The organism is Anaerofustis sp. NSJ-163, assembly GCF_024135845.1.
In the GTDB taxonomy this organism is placed as follows: domain Bacteria; phylum Bacillota; class Clostridia; order Eubacteriales; family Anaerofustaceae; genus Anaerofustis; species Anaerofustis butyriciformans.
Map to the genome: position 1 here is coordinate 308386 of NZ_JAMYJV010000001.1, position 17432 is coordinate 325817.

The 17432-nt window shown below is 30.1% G+C and carries 23 protein-coding genes; 6 read left to right on the plus strand and 17 right to left on the minus strand.

Translation table 11 applies throughout. The annotated features are described in order from the left end of the window. Positions 1–8 precede the first annotated feature (8 nt). The 7 genes from M6G78_RS01435 to M6G78_RS10325 form a co-directional block, all read right to left on the minus strand. A complete protein-coding gene (locus M6G78_RS01435) occupies positions 9–701 on the minus strand; it encodes an iron-sulfur cluster assembly scaffold protein (RefSeq protein WP_138269068.1) in 693 nt (230 codons plus the stop codon). A gap of 147 nt (positions 702–848) precedes the next feature. After that, a complete protein-coding gene (locus M6G78_RS01440; protein WP_138269067.1) occupies positions 849–1223 on the minus strand; it encodes a metal-dependent transcriptional regulator in 375 nt (124 codons plus the stop codon). Between the two features lie 213 nt (positions 1224–1436). Next, positions 1437–1859, minus strand: a complete 423-nt coding sequence (locus tag M6G78_RS01445; RefSeq protein ID WP_253229413.1) for a flavodoxin — start codon at positions 1857–1859, stop codon at positions 1437–1439. A gap of 28 nt (positions 1860–1887) precedes the next feature. After that, positions 1888–2439, minus strand: coding sequence for a DUF3793 family protein (locus M6G78_RS01450; RefSeq protein WP_253229414.1), 552 nt, complete (start codon positions 2437–2439; stop codon positions 1888–1890). A gap of 605 nt (positions 2440–3044) precedes the next feature. Beyond that, positions 3045–4046, minus strand: a complete 1002-nt coding sequence (trpS, locus tag M6G78_RS01455; RefSeq protein WP_253229415.1) for a tryptophan--tRNA ligase — start codon at positions 4044–4046, stop codon at positions 3045–3047. A gap of 218 nt (positions 4047–4264) precedes the next feature. Continuing rightward, positions 4265–4600 (minus strand): GNAT family N-acetyltransferase, encoded by a 336-nt coding sequence (locus M6G78_RS01460; protein ID WP_371922816.1) that lies wholly within the window; start codon positions 4598–4600, stop codon positions 4265–4267. Continuing rightward, positions 4543–4767 carry a hypothetical protein gene (locus M6G78_RS10325; RefSeq protein ID WP_371922817.1) on the minus strand — a complete coding sequence of 75 codons (225 nt, stop codon included), beginning with the start codon at positions 4765–4767 and terminating at the stop codon, positions 4543–4545. Before M6G78_RS10325 ends, M6G78_RS01460 begins: the two co-directional genes overlap by 58 nt. A gap of 185 nt (positions 4768–4952) precedes the next feature. On the opposite strand from M6G78_RS10325, the gene M6G78_RS01465 reads away from it, so the two are divergent. From M6G78_RS01465 to M6G78_RS01475, 3 genes are read left to right on the plus strand one after another with little or no spacing between them, the layout of a single operon-like run. Further along, a complete protein-coding gene (locus M6G78_RS01465; RefSeq protein WP_253229416.1) occupies positions 4953–5636 on the plus strand; it encodes a Crp/Fnr family transcriptional regulator in 684 nt (227 codons plus the stop codon). A gap of 21 nt (positions 5637–5657) precedes the next feature. Further along, a complete protein-coding gene (locus M6G78_RS01470; RefSeq protein WP_253229417.1) occupies positions 5658–6869 on the plus strand; it encodes an FprA family A-type flavoprotein in 1212 nt (403 codons plus the stop codon). A 46-nt stretch (positions 6870–6915) separates the two neighbouring features. After that, complete coding sequence (locus M6G78_RS01475; RefSeq protein ID WP_253229418.1) at positions 6916–7290, plus strand: desulfoferrodoxin family protein; 375 nt, start codon at positions 6916–6918, stop codon at positions 7288–7290. Positions 7291–7433: 143 nt separating this feature from the next. On the opposite strand, the gene M6G78_RS01480 is transcribed toward M6G78_RS01475, so the two are convergent. The 6 genes from M6G78_RS01480 to M6G78_RS01505 all read right to left on the minus strand — a co-directional run bounded on the left by M6G78_RS01480 (position 7434) and on the right by M6G78_RS01505 (position 13672). Continuing rightward, positions 7434–8591 carry an iron-containing alcohol dehydrogenase gene (locus M6G78_RS01480; protein WP_253229419.1) on the minus strand — a complete coding sequence of 386 codons (1158 nt, stop codon included), beginning with the start codon at positions 8589–8591 and terminating at the stop codon, positions 7434–7436. 413 nt (positions 8592–9004) lie between these two features. Next, entirely contained in the window at positions 9005–11071 is a 2067-nt protein-coding gene (topA, locus tag M6G78_RS01485; RefSeq protein WP_138269059.1) for a type I DNA topoisomerase, read from the minus strand. A gap of 36 nt (positions 11072–11107) precedes the next feature. Next, complete coding sequence (dprA, locus tag M6G78_RS01490) at positions 11108–12235, minus strand: DNA-processing protein DprA (protein ID WP_138269058.1); 1128 nt, start codon at positions 12233–12235, stop codon at positions 11108–11110. A 121-nt stretch (positions 12236–12356) separates the two neighbouring features. Beyond that, positions 12357–12911: an ImmA/IrrE family metallo-endopeptidase gene (locus M6G78_RS01495; protein ID WP_138269057.1), complete on the minus strand. Its 555-nt coding sequence runs from the start codon at positions 12909–12911 to the stop codon at positions 12357–12359. Between the two features lie 42 nt (positions 12912–12953). Beyond that, positions 12954–13145, minus strand: coding sequence for a DUF1858 domain-containing protein (locus M6G78_RS01500; protein ID WP_138269056.1), 192 nt, complete (start codon positions 13143–13145; stop codon positions 12954–12956). An 80-nt stretch (positions 13146–13225) separates the two neighbouring features. Continuing rightward, the gene (locus M6G78_RS01505) at positions 13226–13672 is read right to left on the minus strand and encodes a polymer-forming cytoskeletal protein (protein WP_138269055.1); all 447 of its coding nucleotides are present in this window, start codon (positions 13670–13672) and stop codon (positions 13226–13228) included. A gap of 169 nt (positions 13673–13841) precedes the next feature. Here M6G78_RS01505 and M6G78_RS01510 point away from each other — a divergent pair, with 169 nt between their 5' ends. Further along, positions 13842–14192, plus strand: a complete 351-nt coding sequence (locus M6G78_RS01510) for a hypothetical protein (protein WP_138269054.1) — start codon at positions 13842–13844, stop codon at positions 14190–14192. A 10-nt stretch (positions 14193–14202) separates the two neighbouring features. Continuing rightward, the gene (locus M6G78_RS01515; protein ID WP_253229420.1) at positions 14203–14673 is read left to right on the plus strand and encodes a hypothetical protein; all 471 of its coding nucleotides are present in this window, start codon (positions 14203–14205) and stop codon (positions 14671–14673) included. A gap of 29 nt (positions 14674–14702) precedes the next feature. On the opposite strand, the gene M6G78_RS01520 is transcribed toward M6G78_RS01515, so the two are convergent. From M6G78_RS01520 to M6G78_RS01535, 4 genes are all read right to left on the minus strand, one after another. Further along, positions 14703–14984: a helix-turn-helix transcriptional regulator gene (locus tag M6G78_RS01520; RefSeq protein ID WP_171020622.1), complete on the minus strand. Its 282-nt coding sequence runs from the start codon at positions 14982–14984 to the stop codon at positions 14703–14705. A 20-nt stretch (positions 14985–15004) separates the two neighbouring features. Beyond that, positions 15005–15562, minus strand: a complete 558-nt coding sequence (locus M6G78_RS01525; protein ID WP_138269051.1) for a 4Fe-4S binding protein — start codon at positions 15560–15562, stop codon at positions 15005–15007. Beyond that, entirely contained in the window at positions 15555–15758 is a 204-nt protein-coding gene (locus tag M6G78_RS01530) for a 4Fe-4S binding protein (RefSeq protein ID WP_138269050.1), read from the minus strand. Before M6G78_RS01530 ends, M6G78_RS01525 begins: the two co-directional genes overlap by 8 nt. Before the next feature lie 85 nt (positions 15759–15843). Then, the gene (locus M6G78_RS01535) at positions 15844–16416 is read right to left on the minus strand and encodes a DapH/DapD/GlmU-related protein (RefSeq protein ID WP_138269049.1); all 573 of its coding nucleotides are present in this window, start codon (positions 16414–16416) and stop codon (positions 15844–15846) included. Between the two features lie 121 nt (positions 16417–16537). On the opposite strand from M6G78_RS01535, the gene M6G78_RS01540 reads away from it, so the two are divergent. Then, entirely contained in the window at positions 16538–17422 is an 885-nt protein-coding gene (locus M6G78_RS01540; protein ID WP_138269048.1) for a LysR family transcriptional regulator, read from the plus strand. Positions 17423–17432 lie beyond the last annotated feature (10 nt).

Sequence of the window (17432 nt, forward strand, 5' to 3'; positions counted from 1 at the left end):
CCTCCCTCCTACTCGTTTCTTGGGTCGATTGTTTTTACTGCATCGTCAAATCTACCGTATTTACCGCTAGCTTTTTCGATAGCTTCCATAGGATCGACACCTTTTTTAATGTTTTGCATCATAACGCCAAGATTTACATATTTGTAACCGATGATTTCATCATTTTTATCTAAACCGATTTCTGTTATGTAACCTTCAGATAATTCTAAGTATCTAGGTCCTTTTTTGCTTGTAGCATAGCAAGTACCTGTTTGACTTCTATGTCCTTTACCTAAATCTTCAAGACCAGCGCCGATAGCAAGACCACCTTCAGAGAAAGCAGATTGGCTTCTTCCGTAAACGATTTGTAGGAATAATTCTCTCATAGCTGTGTTGATAGCATCACAAACTAAGTCTGTGTTTAATGCTTCAAGTAAAGTTTTACCAATTAAAATTTCACTTGCCATAGCAGCTGAGTGAGTCATACCTGAACATCCAAGTGTTTCAACCAAAGCTTCTTCTATGATACCGTCTTTGATGTTTAATGTTAGTTTACAAGCTCCTTGTTGAGGTGCACACCAACCTACACCGTGTGTAAGACCGCTTATATCTTTGATTTCTTTTGATTTAACCCATTTACCTTCTTCAGGAATAGGTGCAGGGCCATGATTTGCGCCTTTTTTAACTACGCACATGTTTTCTACTTCTTGTGTATAAATCATATTAACCTCCTAAAAAAACTTCACAAATATCTATTTGTCTGTTAAAGTCAATTTATTTTAACATAATATTTAACTACTTGCAAATAATCTTTTGTCAAAAAAATAAAAAACAAAGAAAAACCCTTTGCTTCTTATTTATATATACATTTATTCTTTTATGAAATCACCGGCATGTTCTTTTATTTTTTCAAAGCTTTCTTTGCTTATAACATGCTCTATTCTACAAGCATCTTCAAATGCTGTTTCTTCACTTACTCCAAGTTTCATAAGCATATTACCGATTATTGTATGTCTTTCATAAATAGATTTTGCTACTTTTTCTCCAAGATCAGTAAGCTTTATTAGCCCGTTTTCTTCAACGGTTATATACTCATTTTCTTTCATCAATTTTATCGCTCTTGAAACACTTGGTCTTGAATAGTTAAGCTCGTTTGCAATATCTATGCTTCTTACGTTTCCAAGTCTTTTCTTTAAAATAAGTATAGTTTCCAAATAATCTTCTCTGGATTCATGTGTTTTCATACAAATCTCCCAATATTTTTGTTTTTATGATTTTCTATATATTTATATATTTTATTTACGTTTTCTATATATTTTATATTATCTCATAAAAAAAAACAATATTTTATTTATAAGATATTAAAACATTAAATTTAATCACTTTTATATTGTTATCAAAAATAAGATGCAGAAAAGTTTCTGCATCTAAGTAATTATATATTTTAGGGGGTTAAATTAAACAAGAGCTTTTCCAAGAGCTTTTAAATCTTCATTAGCTGAATCATCAGGAGCTCCACAGCATATTACACTTTCATGTGCCATAGTTGCACCGTCAGATGAACACTCATCTTCCCAGTTTCTCATCCACTCACCATCTCCCCAACCGTAAGAACCAAATAAAGCAATTTTCTTTCCGCTTAATTTGTCTTCTACTTCTCTAAACATTGGTTCAAATTCGCTTTCTTCAAGTTGTTCACTTCCCATTGAAGGACATCCAAATGCAATAGCATCGAATTCATCTACCATATCAGATGTAAATTCTGCGCTTGTCATCACACTTGCACTACCGCCTGCTTCAACAATACCTGCTTCAACCATTTGAGCCATCATTTCTGTATTACCTGTTCCGCTCCAGTATACAACTGCCACTTTACTCATTATATTTTATACCTCACTTATATTTATTTTAAATGCCAACAGCAAGTTTAGAAATTGACCTGCCGCCGTTAAAAAGCATTGAGTATACTTTTTTGCATTTATTGAACTTGTTAAACATTTTTATTTTTTCACACTCGTTTGAATAAACTTTCCAGCACCCCGAGCATTTTGAATTCTTACCGAGATTTTCTATAAATCCCTTAACATCTTCAAGGGGATAACCAAGAAACAAACCTATTTCATGAGGAAAATTATCGCTAAACTTAAGCCTTTCTTTTAATGTGTTTATTGCATAATCAATATTAGTGTTTTTATATCCGTAAATATTTAATATCTCACCTACTCCGTCCTTTTTTAAATCTTCTTCAAGTTTTTTTCTTCTGTATACATAAACAAGGGCTAAGTTATTTTTCACATTTAGCAAAGATAAATATATACCTTTTTCATTAAGCTCATAATTCCATGCCCTTATACTTTCATTTAATGTTTTAATGTCACCAACTTTAAATGAAAACAAATTTGCAGTTTTAAGATTTGCAAGAGTTGGAGAACAATGTTCAATTAAATATTTTTCAATCATAATAACCTCCATTTATAGAAAGTCATGGTACCGTGAAGGGAATAATTGGAAGGCTAAAACATATATGTCACGGTACCTTGAATTCTATAATGTAATGAAAAGAAATTTTTATAAATCGAAACATATCCGATTCATATATAAAAGAGATAAATATTGTTAGTCTTTGCTAACATGCGGTTAAAAAAATATGGGTATAATTCTTTCACCTTTATTTTTTTGTTAGTCATTGCTAACTTGTATATAAGATATCATTATTTTTAACCTTTGTCAACTGTTTTTTTAATTTTTTTTATAATATAAAATTTATTAATAAAAAGTTTATTCTATAAATACATTTCTATATGTACTTTATTGTTTTTAATGATAAAACATATTTTTTATTTACTTTTTTATTTACTTATAAAAAAGCATGATATCAAATAAATATCTTCTTTTAAATTCACAAACATACATTGTAAACATATCTTATAAATATAGTCAAAGTAATTATAAACTGTAATCTATTATTTACCTTATCCTTTATATCATTTATTTATCATAAAAACATTAAATTAACCTCATACATAATTTATATACAATAAAAAAAGAGGAGATCTCTCCTCTTTTTATAAACTGTAAAATCCAACTTTCTTTTTAACTTTTCTAAGTGTTTTGTTTGCAATGTAGCTTGCTTGTTCACTGCTTTTTTGTAAAACTTCGTTAACATATGCTTTATCTTTACAAAGTCTTTCAAATTCATCTTGAATAGGAGTAAGCCTGTCTGCGATACTTTCCCCTACAGCTGTTTTAAAGTATGCGTAATTCTTTCCTTCAAAATCTTTTACGGCTTCTTCTATTGTTTTGTTTGTAGCACAAGAATATATTTCAAGAAGATTTGAAACTCCAGGTTTGTTTTCTTTGTCGTAAATAATATTCATATCAGAATCTGTAACGGCTCTTTTACATTTTGCCATAATTACATCTTTTTTGTCTATCATTGAAATAAATCCGTTTTTGTTTTCGTCTGATTTAGACATTTTCTTACTTGGATCTTGAAGAGACATTATTCTTGCCCCGCTTTCACCATAATAACCTTCGGGAACTTTGAAAGTAGGTGAAAATGTATTGTTAAATCTGTTTGCTATTGTTCTGGTAAGTTCAAGATGTTGTTTTTGATCATCTCCCACAGGAACAAGATCCGCTTGATATAAAAGTATATCAGCAGCCATTAAAACAGGATAATCAAAAAGTCCTACTTTTATGTTTTCACCTTGATTTTTTGATTTATCTTTATATTGTGTCATTCTTGAAAGTTCGCCCATATGAGTAAAACAGTTAAGTATCCAGCCAAGTTCTGCATGTTGATGAACATGAGACTGAATGAATAAAAGAGATTTTTCAGGGTCAATACCGCTTGCAAGAAGCATTGCCGCACATTCAAAAGATCTCTTTCTTAAAGTCGCAGGAACTTGATTTACCGTTATTGCATGCATATCTGCTATAAAATACATACAGTTATAATCATCCTGACGTTCAACCCAGTTTTTTATTGCTCCGAAATAATTTCCTATTGTAAATTCTCCGCTTGATTGTATACCGCTTAAAATAGTTTTTTTATCTTCAGACATATCTATACCTCAATTTTTATTTGTTCAAAATGTTTTCTATAATAATAACAATATTTTTATGAATATGCAATATTGATTTGTTTTAATGTGTATTGATGTTTACGATGAGAGTATTATTTTATTTTTTTTTAATTAAATTAATATCAAAATCACTAAACAATGAATTGCTATTTACTGATAACTTACCATTATAAATAAAATTTATAAATTAAAAAATTTTATTCGGCAAACTGATTTTTATCTAAATCCAGCTTCATATATATTGAAGTATCCATAGGAGAATTATTGTAACTTTCAATCTCATAAAAACCAAATTTTTTATATAAATGAATAGCACTTTTTAAAAAAGGCAGAGTATCCAAAAACATATGCTTATACCCTATATGTACTGCATCATCTATAATTTTATTTATAAGTTTTTCGCTTATTTTCTTACCTCTGTATTCTTTTCTTACATAAAGCCTTTTCATCTCACAGTTTAACTTATCTATTTTTTTTAGCGCAATACACCCGCCAGGTTTATCATCACAAAAAAAATATAAAGCCTTCCCCATGGTTTAGAATATTTTAACTCTAAATCATGTAACTCTTCATCGTAGTTTTGAATTTCAAGATAATTTTTTAATTCTTCATCATTTTCCACAAGCATATTTGTATCTTCCCTAAAAAGTTCCTTTATTTCCTCTTTATACAAATATCCTTCTTCTATTCTAATATTCAAAATAAACACCTCTTTATATTATAATTTTATTAAATTTTTTTAGTTTTGTAAAATTTTGATTGATTTTAATAAATTTTTAATGTAAAATCTATAAAAGCGTAACAAATGTTACGGAATTTATTTCTATAATTTGTTACTATATAGAAAATTCATTAAACATGCTTTATGGTATTTGGGAGAAAAAGATGGATTATGGTTTAATAGCAAAATCCGAATTGTTTTATGATATTGACATAAAATCAATAGAAGAAATGATGATATGTTCAAAATCAAAAATAAAAGAGTATGCAGAAGATGAAATCATATTTAAAGAAGAAGACAAACCTAATTACTTATACGTTCTCTTAAAAGGCGAAGTAATGATAGTAAAAGATTATCCGTCGGGAAACAGAAACATATTTTATGAAATAAATGACGGAGAAATATTTGGAGATTTGTTTCAAGGTGAATCTAATGATTACAATTATTATGATGCAATATCAACAAAAAAATCAAAAGTACTCATAATTCCTTGGAATTTCTTCTTTAACGTATGCGAAAGAGCCTGTAAGTTTCATAAAATGTTAATAAGAAACATAATGCATCTTCAGGCAGATAAATCTCTTGCTCTTATGAAAAAAATACATATTCTCTCAGCAACGACTTTGGAAGAAAAAATATCTTTGTATTTACTTGAAAACAAAGATAGAAACAACAAAGTAAGAATATACATGACAAGAGAGGATATGGCTGATTTCTTCGGAGTAAAAAGGCCGTCTTTATCCAGAAGCTTAATGAAAATGCAAAAAGAAAATTTAATAAAAGTAAGCAAAAAGCATATAGAAATTTTGAATTTGGAAAAACTAGAACAACTATGTTTAAACAGTTAAGGGAAAGGAAATTTGTAAATTATGAAAAATGTCAGAAAAGTAAAAGAAGATTTATATTTTATTGGAGTAAACGACAGAAGAATTGAATTATTCGAAAACATTTATCCTGTTGAAAACGGAGTTTCTTACAACTCATACGTTTTACTTGATGAAAAAAATGTATTATTCGATACTGTTGACAAAACAGCAGGAGAAGATTTCATTGAAAATTTAACAGCAGTTTTAGACGGAAAAAATCTTGATTATATCGTTGTAAATCATATGGAACCTGACCACTGTGCTATGCTTAGCGAAGTAGTATACCGCTACCCTGAAGCAAAAGTTGTATGCAACCAAAAAACAGTTAACATGATTAAACAATTCTTTGATTTTGATATTGATTCAAGAGCTTTAATCGTAAAAGAAAATGATACTTTAAACACAGGTAAACATACTCTTGCTTTCGTTATGGCACCAATGGTTCACTGGCCAGAAGCTATGGTAACATATGATGTAACAGATAAAATTTTATTCTCAGCAGATGCTTTCGGTACATTCGGAGCAATTGACGGAAACTTATACACAGACGAAGTAAATTATGAAAACGGCTGGATTGATGAAAACAGAAGATATTTCACAAACATCGTTGGTAAATACGGTCCACAAGTTCAAGCTCTACTTAAAAAAGCTGCAACACTTGATATTGAACTAATTTGCCCTCTTCATGGACATCTTTGGAGAGATAAAGACGATATCGGAATGATTTTAGACAAATACAATCACTGGAGCACATATGAAGCAGAAGAAAATTCTGTAATGGTTGTTTATGCATCAGTTTACGGAAATACAGCTAAGGCTGCAAATGCTCTTGCAGACAAAATCGCTGATAAAGGCGTTAAAAATGTAAAAGTATACGATGCATCAAAAACTGATCCTTCATATATCTTATCTGATGCTTTCAAATATAAAACAATTGTATTTGCATCAGTAACTTACAACAACGAAATCTTCCCTAAAATGGAAACACTTCTTCATGAAATAGCAGCTCATAATCTTCAAAACAGAAACGTTGCATTCATTGAAAACGGAACATGGGGTCCAATGGCAACAAAGAAAATGAAAGCAATAGTTGAAAAACTTAAAAATATCAACTACATTGATGGAGATATTACAATAAAATCTGCATTAAGTGATGAAAATGTACAACAACTTGACGTATTAGCTGAAAACATAGTAAATGAAATTAATAAATAGCTACATTTATTAAAAATAAAAAATTAAGAAAAGGATGGGAATAAAAATGGAAGCTAAATTTTTTAAATGTAAACATTGTGGAAACATCGTAGTATTTGCAGTAAACAAAGGAGTACCTGTAATGTGCTGCGGAGAAAAAATGGAAGAATTAAAACCGGGTCAAACAGACGGTGCTTTTGAAAAACACGTACCAGCTGTAACAGTTGACGGCAACAAAGTAAGCGTACAAGTAGGTGAAGTTGAACATCCAATGCTTGAAGAACACTTCATCGAATTCATTTGGATTGAAACAAAACTTGGTCACCAAGTTAAAAACTTAAAACCAGGTGATGCACCAAAAGCTGAATTTATCCTTGCTGACGGTGATGAATTCGTAGCAGCTTACGAACATTGTAATCTTCACGGATTATGGAAAAAATAGTAAAACATTAAAAAGGAGCTAAGGCTCCTTTTTTTATTAAATAAAAAACTTAAGTAAAAAATATTATATAAGAATATAACAATTTACATTCATTTTTAACATAATATTATATAAAATAAAAAAGAGGATTTCTCCTCTTTTTTTTATAGACACATCTTATAAATATTTAACATATCTTCCTTATTTAAAGGTTTATAAGCTCCTTTTATTTCCCCTACTTTTTCTGCCATTTCTTCCAAGTGAGTTTCATCAATCCCAACTTCTTTTAAAGTCATTGGAATATCAAGTTCTTTAAAGAAATCATATGTATTTTTTATTGCTTCTTTAGCAATTTCTTCTTTTTCTTTATGAGGAGCAATTCCCCAAACGTTTATTCCGTATTCAACAAATTTATCAAGAGTATTTTCATTTAAAACATATTCCATCCATCTTGGAGTAAGAATTGCAAGTCCTACACCATGGGTTATGTCATAGAATGCGCTAAGTTCATGTTCCATAGGATGAACACACCATTCAACCTCGTTTCCTGAGCTAAGTAATCCGTTTATAGCCCATGAAGAAGCCCACATAAGATTTGCTCTTGCTTCATAATTTTCAGGATCATTATAAGCAATAGGACCGTATTTTATACAAGTCTTTAATAATGCTTCTGCCATTCTTGATTGCATAAAGCCTTCTTTTACGTTTGAAAAATAATTTTCAAAAATATGAGACATTATATCGGCAGTTCCGGCAGCCGTTTGATTTTTAGGAACAGAACATGTATAACTTGGATCCATAATTGATGCTTTAGGTTTAAAAAGCTCACTGGTAACCCCTATTTTCATATTCTCTTTCATATTGCTTATAACTGCAAATGGGTCCATCTCAGAACCTGTTGCAGAAAGAGTTAGAATATCAACGATAGGAAGAGCATCTTTTATTTTATCTTGATGTATTACAAGTTCCCAAGCATCTTCTTCGCTTTTTGCTGCAGCAGCAATCATTTTTGCACAGTCTATTGTACTTCCGCCACCAGCTGCCAAAACAACATCAATATTATTTTCTTTACAAATTTTTACCCCTTCTCTTACAGACTCAACTCTTGGGTTTGGATCAACCCCCGAAAGCTCGAACAATTCAACACCGCTTTGTTTACATAAAGATAAAACTTCATCATAAAGTCCGCTTCTTTTAATACTTCCTCCCCCGTAAACTAACAATGCTTTTTTACCTAAGCCGGATAAAATTTCAGGTAAATTTTTTATCTGTCCTTTACCAAAATAAACCTTTGTAGGTAAATGAAAATAAAAATTATTCATACTTTTCTCCTCTGATTCTTTTCGTTTTTTATTAATTAATATTATACTATAAAAATTAAAACTTTTTATAATAATAAATAGTTAATATGTGAAAAATTAATATTTTTTTATAGGCACTTTTATATGCACTAATCCTGGTTTTTAACAAAGCAAATCGTAAATTAACATTTTAAATAAATATAGTTAAAAATTATTTTATCGGTTATTTATATTAATTTATATTTTTAAAGTTTTATTCTTAATATTATTATTTATAAAACACAATAGAGTGAAAAATAATATTATTTTTAATTTTAAATTTCTATAAACATTAAATAAAATACCCATAGGATATCTAAAACGTGTATTTATATTATAAATAATAAATCGAAAATATTTATATAAATAATAAAAAAAGAGAGTTTCCTCTCTTTTTATAATTCTTCTTTATATTTACATTCTTTGTTTTTGCAAAATAAACTTTTCTTTTTACCTTTGCTTTCGTATAAAATTTCTCCGCATTTAGGGCAAAGTTTTCTCGTTGGTTTTTGTGAAGAAGCAAAATCACAGTTAGGATAGTTCTTACATCCGTAAAATACACTTCCCTTTTTGCTTTTTCTTTCAACAATTTGACCGCCGCATTTTGGGCAAGAAGCATCAATTTCTTTAACGATAGCCTTTGTGGTCTTACATTCCGGATAACCGCTACAAGCCATAAACTTTCCAAATCTACCGTATTTTATAACCATAGGTTTACCACAGTTTTCGCATACTTCATCGGTTTGTTCTTCCGGAAGTTTTATTCTTTCAATTTCCTTAACATGTTCAAGTTCTTTTTCAAGTCCTTTGTAAAAATCAGATATTACGTCTTTCCATTTTTTGCTTCCTTCTTCAATATCATCAAGGTTACTTTCCATGTTCGCCGTAAAATCTATATCTACTATATCCTCGAAATTCTCCCTTAAAAGTTTATCAACGGCTTCCCCTATCATTGTTGGAACAAATCTTCTTTGGTCAAGTTCAACATATCCTCTGTTTTTTATTGTATTGATTATTTGAGAATATGTAGAAGGTCTTCCTATTCCCTCTTCTTTTAAAACCTTAACAAGACTTGCCTCGTTATATCTTGCAGGAGGCTGTGTGAATTTTTGAGCAGGTTTTAATTCTTTTAATAAAACCTCTTCGCCCTTTTCAACAAGTGGTATACTTTCATTTTCATCTTCTTTCTTTGAAGCATAACTGTAAACTTCAAGATAACCTTTGAATTTTACCCTTGAACCTGTTGAACGGAATGTGTAACTTCCGTTTTCTATATCAACCCTTAAAGTATCATAAACAGCAGGGCTCATCAAAGATGCCAAAAATCTGTTATAAACTAAAGTATAAAGTTTTAACTGATCAGCAGTAAGAGATGTTTTTAATTTTTCAGGAGTTAAGTTTACATCAGTAGGTCTAATTGCTTCATGGGCATCTTGAATTTTACTGTTGCTTTTGCCTTTAGGACCTGTATATCCAAGATATTCATCTCCATATTTATCTTTTATAAACTTACTTCCCGCTTCAACTGCTTCTTTTGAAAGTCTTGTAGAGTCAGTTCTAAGATAAGTGATAAGACCTATTTGTCCTATTCCCTCAACTTCAACCCCTTCATATAATTGTTGAGCAAGCATCATTGTTTTGGAAATTGAAAAACCAAGTTTATTGCTTGCATCTTGTTGAAGAGAACTTGTTTCAAAAGGAGGCGGTGAATTTTTCTTCTTCTCTCCTTTTTTAACATCTTTTACAATAAAAGCATTTTTCTTTAATTCTTCTATTATTTTATCGCTTTCTTCTTTATTATTTATTTGGGCTTTTTTACCGTTTATTAAAGCAAGCTTACTGAAAAATTCTTCTTTTGTATCTTTTTTTTTAAAAATACCGTCCATTATCCAGTATTCTTCACTTACAAAGTTTCTTATTTCATTTTCTCTATCAACAATCATTCTAAGAGCAACAGATTGAACTCTTCCCGCACTAAGTCCACGAAGTACTTTACTCCAAAGTACAGGGCTTATTTTATAACCAACAAGCCTATCAAGAACTCTTCTTGCTTGTTGTGCATCAACGATGTTCATATCTATTTTTCTTTTATGATTAATGGCGTTGTTTATTGCTGATGGAGTAATTTCCAAAAACTCCATTCTGTTTTTATCATTCAAATCAAGACCAAGATAGTTGGCGATATGCCAAGAAATAGCTTCTCCTTCTCTATCGTTATCAGTTGCGAGAATGACTTCATCGGCTTTTTTTGCATCAGATTTAAGTTTTTTAAGTCTTTCCCCCTGACCTCTTATAGTCTTGTATTCAGGTTCAAAATTATTTTCAATATCAATTCCAAGTTTTGATTTTGGAAGGTCTATAACGTGTCCTTTTGAGGCTACAACCTTACAATCCTTTGGAAGATATTTTTGTATTGTCTTCGCTTTAGCAGGTGATTCGACTATTACTAATCTATAAGACATCTACTGCTCCTTTCAAGTAATAATAGACTTCAAAGCCTATCTTAATTCAAGCTTTGCGCCTGTGCTAATAACAATACCTCTTATTTCTAACATTGTCAAGGTTGAATTTATAAAGTTTATTTCTTTTGAAAGCTTTCTGCTTATTAAATCAGCCGTATTGTCACCATCTCTTATAAGTTCACATATAAGCTTTTCTTCTTTTGTTAAATTATATTTATTCAAAATATCATCATAAAAATCTTCTTCTTTTATAATTTCCGTCACCTTATGCATAACAGGTCTTTTTAAAATATAATATAAATCTTCCAAAACATCATTTGCGCTTAAAATAATTTTGGCACCGTCTTTTAATAATGCATTACTGCCTTCGCATACTCTGGAAGTTATATTTCCCGGAACTGCATAAACTTCTCTTCCCTGTTCGTTAGCATATTTTGCAGTTATCAAAGACCCGCTTTTAAAGGATGCTTCTATAACAACAGTTCCTTGCGAAAGCCCGCTTATTATTCTGTTTCTTGCAGGGAAATGATGACTTAAAGGTTCCGTTCCTGGCAAATATTCGCTAACAACCATACCTCTTCCTTCTATTATTTCATCATATATCTTCCTGTTTGATTTAGGATAAACTTTATCTACCCCGCATCCTAAAACAGCTATGGTATCCCCCATTCCCTCTAAGGCTCCTTTATGGGCATATGTATCTATTCCTATTGCCATACCGCTTACAACATCAAGACCGTTATTTGAAAATTCTCTTGCAAACTGCTTTGCGACATTCATACCGTAATTGCTTGCTCTTCTTGTTCCAACCATTGAAATCATTGGATTATCTTCCATAAATAGATTCTTTCCTTTATAAAAAAGCACAGGAGGATAATCGTATGTATCCATTAAAGCACAAGGATAATACTTATCGTCCATGGTAATATAGTTTATGCTTTCATTATACATTTTATCTATTATTCTATCGTATTTCTTCAAATCCTTGTCGGTAACCATTCTTGTAGCAGTATCCATATTTATGCCCTTTATTTTCATATATTCGCTTATATTATCATTTTCATATACCGCATCAATTGAACCGAAATAATCATATAAATCAATTGCTCTTTTTGCACCGATATTTTGAGTTGAAATAAGCCATAGCCATTTTGATATGTTCATTTTTCTCTCCTCTTTATATGTATATGTTAAAGATAATATATTTTTAGGTAAATTGCAATAATATTAGAACATTTGGTCACATTTTAGTCACAAAAAAACTTCCTCAAATATTAAGGAAGTTTTAAAAATCATCAAAGAACCTTTCTTTTTCGTGTCTCATACTTTTTTCAAAATATTTTTTTCTCTTTTTTATAAATTCAACAGTAACCCCAAAAGTATCACTGGCTTCATAATAATTAAAAGAGCCATAAGAATTATAAGACTCTTTATAAAAACTCTCAAACAAATCATCGGGAATTAGAAAATACAAAGAAAAAGCATCAGCCTGAGCTTCTTCTTTATTAAGGGATAAGTCTAAACTTTCAAGCTGATTTATGCTGTGACAGAACAAATGCCCTGCTTCATGAGCCAAAGCCTCTCTCCTCTTTTTTGTCTCATCACTTAGTGTAGAATTTTTCCTTAAAAATTCTTCTTCATCCATTGAAGTATTACCTACAATAAGCATATTTCCGATAACGCATGACTTATCGCAATTATCAAAAAATTTCACTTTATAGTGTAAATCTTCAAATATTTCATCAAATTTATCAAAACTTACGGGATAAGTATCAACAAAATATTTCTCTCTTACATAATCTGCTTTTTCATATATATTTTCATACAAATGTTTCGCCATAAATCTCCTCAAAAAAAGCCTCTGATAAAAGAGGCTTTAAAACTAAATATTTTCGTTTAAATCATCAACAAGTTCGTCAACGTTGATTCCGTGAGCCATAGCTCCTTCTTCTAATGTTTCAAATCTTGCTGCCATACATCCTACACATCCCATTCCGTATGCTTGAAATACTGAAACAGCTTGAGGATATTTGTTTACTATATCCATAATTCCCATTTCTTTTGTTATTTTCATTTTCTTACCTCCAAATAATTAAATTGTTTAAATTTTTCAATAAAGAATTTATTTAAACTTTAGATTAAGGTTATCACAAATTAAGCTTCTTCAGATTCTTTTGTGTCTAAGTCTACATCTTTATCGCTTGCCATTGCTTCGCTTATTTGAGTTTCATCTTCCATATCTGCAACTTTTGTTTTGCATGCACCTATAAAAATAGCACCTTCATCAATGATGATGTTATCAACATAAACGTCTCCGGTTAGTTTACCGGTAGATAATATTTTTAATTGTTCACATGTAACAATTCCTTCCACCGTACCTATTATATGAACATTTTTAGCATTAATGTTACCTGCAATAAACGCATTTCTTCCGACAATAATATTACCGGCTAAATTAACATTACCTTTTAAGTTACCTTCATATCTTACGTTTCCACCGGCTGCAAGATCTCCGATAAAAGTTATATCACTTCCCACAATAGTATCAATTTGTTCGTAATTAACCCTTTTATTAGATACTTGAAGCTTGCTTTTTGCCATTATATCAACCTCTCTTTAAATAATCTTTAGAAATTGTCTAATCATTTATTAATTATACCCTAACTAAATTTAAAATACAAGAAAAAATACCAAACCTCTGTTTTTTATTAGATTTTTTTAAAAAATTGTGTTACACTAAATTATATATGATACGTGTGGAGGTAGAAAAATGTATGCTCTGTTTATCATTTTAAACGATATGTATTTGGTGGATGATGTGCATGAAATATTGTCCAGATGTGAAGTGGGAGGAACATTGTTTAATTCAACGGGACTTGGAAAAGTAAACATGCATTATAATAATGAAGATTATACATTTACTTCTATCAGAAAAATTTTAAACGGAAACAAACCAAAAAACGTTACAATAATTTCAATTATCAAAAGCGAAGAAAAGCTTGATGAAGTAAAAATAGAAATTATGAAACTCCTTGGCAATATAGAAACCAAAGGGCTTGGATTTATGTTCGTAATCCCTGTAATGGAAGTAATTGGTTATAAAGGAAAGGATTTAAAATAATTAAAGAAAAATGAATTCTAAAATTAACTTAAATTTCAAAAAAAAATATATTCCATTTATTGCTATAGGAATAATACTAATTTTAATTTTGTTTCTGACTCCGAAGATTGCAAAAAACAGCATGCTATCTTCCGTAATGGATAACCAAATAGCCGGTAAAGAAATAACAAAAATAGAATACATTAAATACAAAGGCGAGCCTTTCATGTCAGTTGTGGAAGAAAAAAAATCCATAAGCGGAAATGACAACGAAGTAACAAAAATAATAAGATCTTTGGACAGTTATAAAATTAAAATTCTTGGGAACAACGAATCCACCAGCGAAATCTTATATGTATATTTCAAAGATTCAACAAAGCTTATTTGCTATATTGACGGAAATAAACTTGGTGTTGACAATGGAAATATATGGATAAAAGATGTAAACATCGAATACATAAAAAAACAAATGAAAGATGTACAAATCATCAACGAAGTTTAAAAAAAAGAAAGTATAAATACTTTCTTTTTTTATTTATAGTAAAGTTCTTTTAAAGTTTTCATAACTTCAACAACTCTCATATCACTTATATGATAAAAAACACTTAATCCCTTTTTCTCGCTTTCTACAATACCCGCAAGTTTAAGTGCGTTTAAATGCTGTGAAATTGCAGCCATGGAAATGGAATCAATTTTTTCGCTTAATTGACCTACACTTAATTCTCCCTCTTCCAAATAGCATAGAATAAGAAGACGATTTTTATTTGATATTATTTTTAAAACATCACTTACTTTCTGCGCTTTTAATTCCACTAAAACCACCTTCCTTTATTTTACACACACTGTGTCATTGTTCCCATAGGACAGTACACACACCAGCTTCTAGGTCTAAAAAATAACATCGTAACAAAACCTAAAATAGAAGATGTAAGCATCATGCCATACATTCCAAATGCAAACTGTGCTACAAAGTCTGGGAAAATAGACGAAGTATAAGAAAATCCAAAAGGAACCTTAAAAGTCCATAAAATTTTTATTACTTCCTTTAAATCATTAACTCCCCAAAATACGTTTATGGTGTTTATTATCATTAAAACAAACATACTCATAAAAAATAATAAAAATGAATATCTAAACCAATTAGACGATAAAAATTTTGGAGGAACTTTTTTTCTTGATAAATTTAACTTATTACCAAGTATATCAAATAACTGCCCCCTTGCACAATATTTATTGCAAAAAGCTTTTCCTCCTCCAAATAATGCAATAAAAAGAGGAATTAAAAATTCAATCATTCCAAGCCATGCAAATAATATGTTAAATAAACCTAAAATCAAATATAGTGGTGTATATATCCACAAATAATCATACCAATGTTTTTTCTTATTCATCTTTTCCCCTTTCTACTTTGCTGATTACTCCCGCAGGGCAGGTATTGACACAAAGCCCGCATCCAACGCATAAAGACTCATCAACAAAAGCTCTTACTCCTTTTTTTACTTTTATGGCCTCTCTTGGACATACTTTCATACAAGCACCGCAGGCCACGCAATTATTTGAAACAACCGCATAAAATTTACTTTTCATTAACTTCTCCTAATTTTTTTATTTAAGTATATTCTTAAATACTTAAATTGTCAAAAAAAAATAAAAACACGGTAACAACCGTGCTTTATTCTTCAATAATATATTTAATAAATTTTGCGGGAACTCCTCCTACGATTGAATTTGCTTCAACATCTTTTGTTACAACAGCCCCTGCGGCAACTATTGCTCCGTCTCCTATGGTTACTCCCGGTACTATTGTAGAATTTGCGCCAACCCATACGTTTTTACCAATTTTTACAGGTTTTGGATGCATATCGCTTCTTTTATTTGGATTAAAATCGTGATTAAGGGTTGCTATTACAACGTTATGCCCAAGAAGTGAACCGTCCCCTATTTCAATACCTCCTTGATCTTGCAGACAGCAGCCGGAGTTGAAAAATACATTTTTACCAACGGTTATATTTTTACCACAGTCAGAATAAAAAGGTGGAAACAAAGCAAATGTTTCATCAACTTCTTTTCCAATAAGTTTTGAGAATAATTCTCTTATTTCATCGTTTGTATGATACTTTCCATTTATTTGTGATGTAATTCTTCTTGCCTCATCGCTTACTTTATGCATATATAAATGTACGTCGCTTCCGCCTTTAACTACCTTACCTTCGTTTAAATGATTTAAGTAATCTTTTAATTCCATGTTATCTCCTTTTTAATAAACTACTTCTCTTTTAATTATAAATCCTAAATGTTATAATATCAAATATATATATTATATAAGATAATATACTTTAAAAGTATACTAATAAAGGAGCGTTTAAATGGATATAAAAGTACTAAATTATTTTTTAACCGTTGCAAAAGAAGAAAGTATCTCTTCTGCCGCAAAAGTCTTAAATATGACCCAGCCTCCTCTTTCAAGACAAATCAAAGAACTGGAAGAGGAGCTTGGAAAAACTCTTTTTATCAGAGGAAGGAAAATAACATTAACAGAAGAAGGAAGAATTTTACAAAAACGAGCAAAAGAAATAATAGAGCTTACAAACAAAACAAAAGAAGAAATGTTATATTTAGGACAAAATTTAAAGGGAGAGATATATATAGGCTGTGGTGAATCATACTCTGTAAGAATGATAGCAAAAGCAATGAAAAACTTCTCTAAACAACATGACGTAAAGTTTCACATAACCAGCGGAAATTCCAACGACATAAGAGAAAAACTGGATAAAGGTCTTTTGGACTTTGCCCTTTTCATTGAGCCTGTAAACATAAAAAAATATAACTACATAAAACTTCCTTATCATGATACATGGGGAATTTTAGCAAAAAAAGATAGCGAAATCGCAAAAAAAGAATATATAACAAAGGAAGATTTAAAAAAACTTCCTCTTATAATATCATCTCAGCAAATAGTAAAAAATGAATTCAGCGGTTTTATTTCCGGTGATTTTGAATCTTTAAACATAAAAGCAACATATAATCTTTTATATAATGCATCTTTAATGGTTATGGAAGACATAGGATATGCTCTTTGCTTAGATAAGATAATTCAAGGCACAAAAGAAAACAATTTGGTTTTTATTCCCCTAAAACCCAAAATGGAAGTAGGAGTGGTTTTTGCATGGAGAAAACAGGAAATTTTTTCAAAAGTAAAAGAAAAATTTTTACAAGAAATTGAAAAAGAAATAGCTAAAATCAAAAGGTAATATGAATTTA

Bases quoted from the DNA above. Each gene is read 5' to 3' on its own strand.
- M6G78_RS01450 (WP_253229414.1), bottom strand. From the start codon at position 2,439: ATGATTGAAAAATATTTAATTGAACATTGTTCTCCAACTCTTGCAAAT.
- M6G78_RS01440 (WP_138269067.1), bottom strand. From the start codon at position 1,223: ATGAAAACACATGAATCCAGAGAAGATTATTTGGAAACTATACTTATT.
- trpS (WP_253229415.1), bottom strand. From the start codon at position 4,046: ATGTCTGAAGATAAAAAAACTATTTTAAGCGGTATACAATCAAGCGGA.
- M6G78_RS01445 (WP_253229413.1), bottom strand. From the start codon at position 1,859: ATGAGTAAAGTGGCAGTTGTATACTGGAGCGGAACAGGTAATACAGAA.
- M6G78_RS01480 (WP_253229419.1), bottom strand. From the start codon at position 8,591: ATGAATAATTTTTATTTTCATTTACCTACAAAGGTTTATTTTGGTAAA.
- M6G78_RS01515 (WP_253229420.1), top strand. From the start codon at position 14,203: ATGAATTCTAAAATTAACTTAAATTTCAAAAAAAAATATATTCCATTT.
- M6G78_RS01540 (WP_138269048.1), top strand. From the start codon at position 16,538: ATGGATATAAAAGTACTAAATTATTTTTTAACCGTTGCAAAAGAAGAA.
- M6G78_RS01525 (WP_138269051.1), bottom strand. From the start codon at position 15,562: ATGAATAAGAAAAAACATTGGTATGATTATTTGTGGATATATACACCA.
- M6G78_RS01495 (WP_138269057.1), bottom strand. From the start codon at position 12,911: ATGGCGAAACATTTGTATGAAAATATATATGAAAAAGCAGATTATGTA.
- M6G78_RS01530 (WP_138269050.1), bottom strand. From the start codon at position 15,758: ATGAAAAGTAAATTTTATGCGGTTGTTTCAAATAATTGCGTGGCCTGC.
- M6G78_RS01505 (WP_138269055.1), bottom strand. From the start codon at position 13,672: ATGGCAAAAAGCAAGCTTCAAGTATCTAATAAAAGGGTTAATTACGAA.
- M6G78_RS01465 (WP_253229416.1), top strand. From the start codon at position 4,953: ATGGATTATGGTTTAATAGCAAAATCCGAATTGTTTTATGATATTGAC.
- M6G78_RS01435 (WP_138269068.1), bottom strand. From the start codon at position 701: ATGATTTATACACAAGAAGTAGAAAACATGTGCGTAGTTAAAAAAGGC.
- dprA (WP_138269058.1), bottom strand. From the start codon at position 12,235: ATGAACATATCAAAATGGCTATGGCTTATTTCAACTCAAAATATCGGT.
- M6G78_RS01500 (WP_138269056.1), bottom strand. From the start codon at position 13,145: ATGAAAATAACAAAAGAAATGGGAATTATGGATATAGTAAACAAATAT.
- M6G78_RS01460 (WP_371922816.1), bottom strand. From the start codon at position 4,600: ATGGGGAAGGCTTTATATTTTTTTTGTGATGATAAACCTGGCGGGTGT.
- M6G78_RS01475 (WP_253229418.1), top strand. From the start codon at position 6,916: ATGGAAGCTAAATTTTTTAAATGTAAACATTGTGGAAACATCGTAGTA.
- M6G78_RS01510 (WP_138269054.1), top strand. From the start codon at position 13,842: ATGTATGCTCTGTTTATCATTTTAAACGATATGTATTTGGTGGATGAT.
- M6G78_RS01470 (WP_253229417.1), top strand. From the start codon at position 5,658: ATGAAAAATGTCAGAAAAGTAAAAGAAGATTTATATTTTATTGGAGTA.
- topA (WP_138269059.1), bottom strand. From the start codon at position 11,071: ATGTCTTATAGATTAGTAATAGTCGAATCACCTGCTAAAGCGAAGACA.
- M6G78_RS01535 (WP_138269049.1), bottom strand. From the start codon at position 16,416: ATGGAATTAAAAGATTACTTAAATCATTTAAACGAAGGTAAGGTAGTT.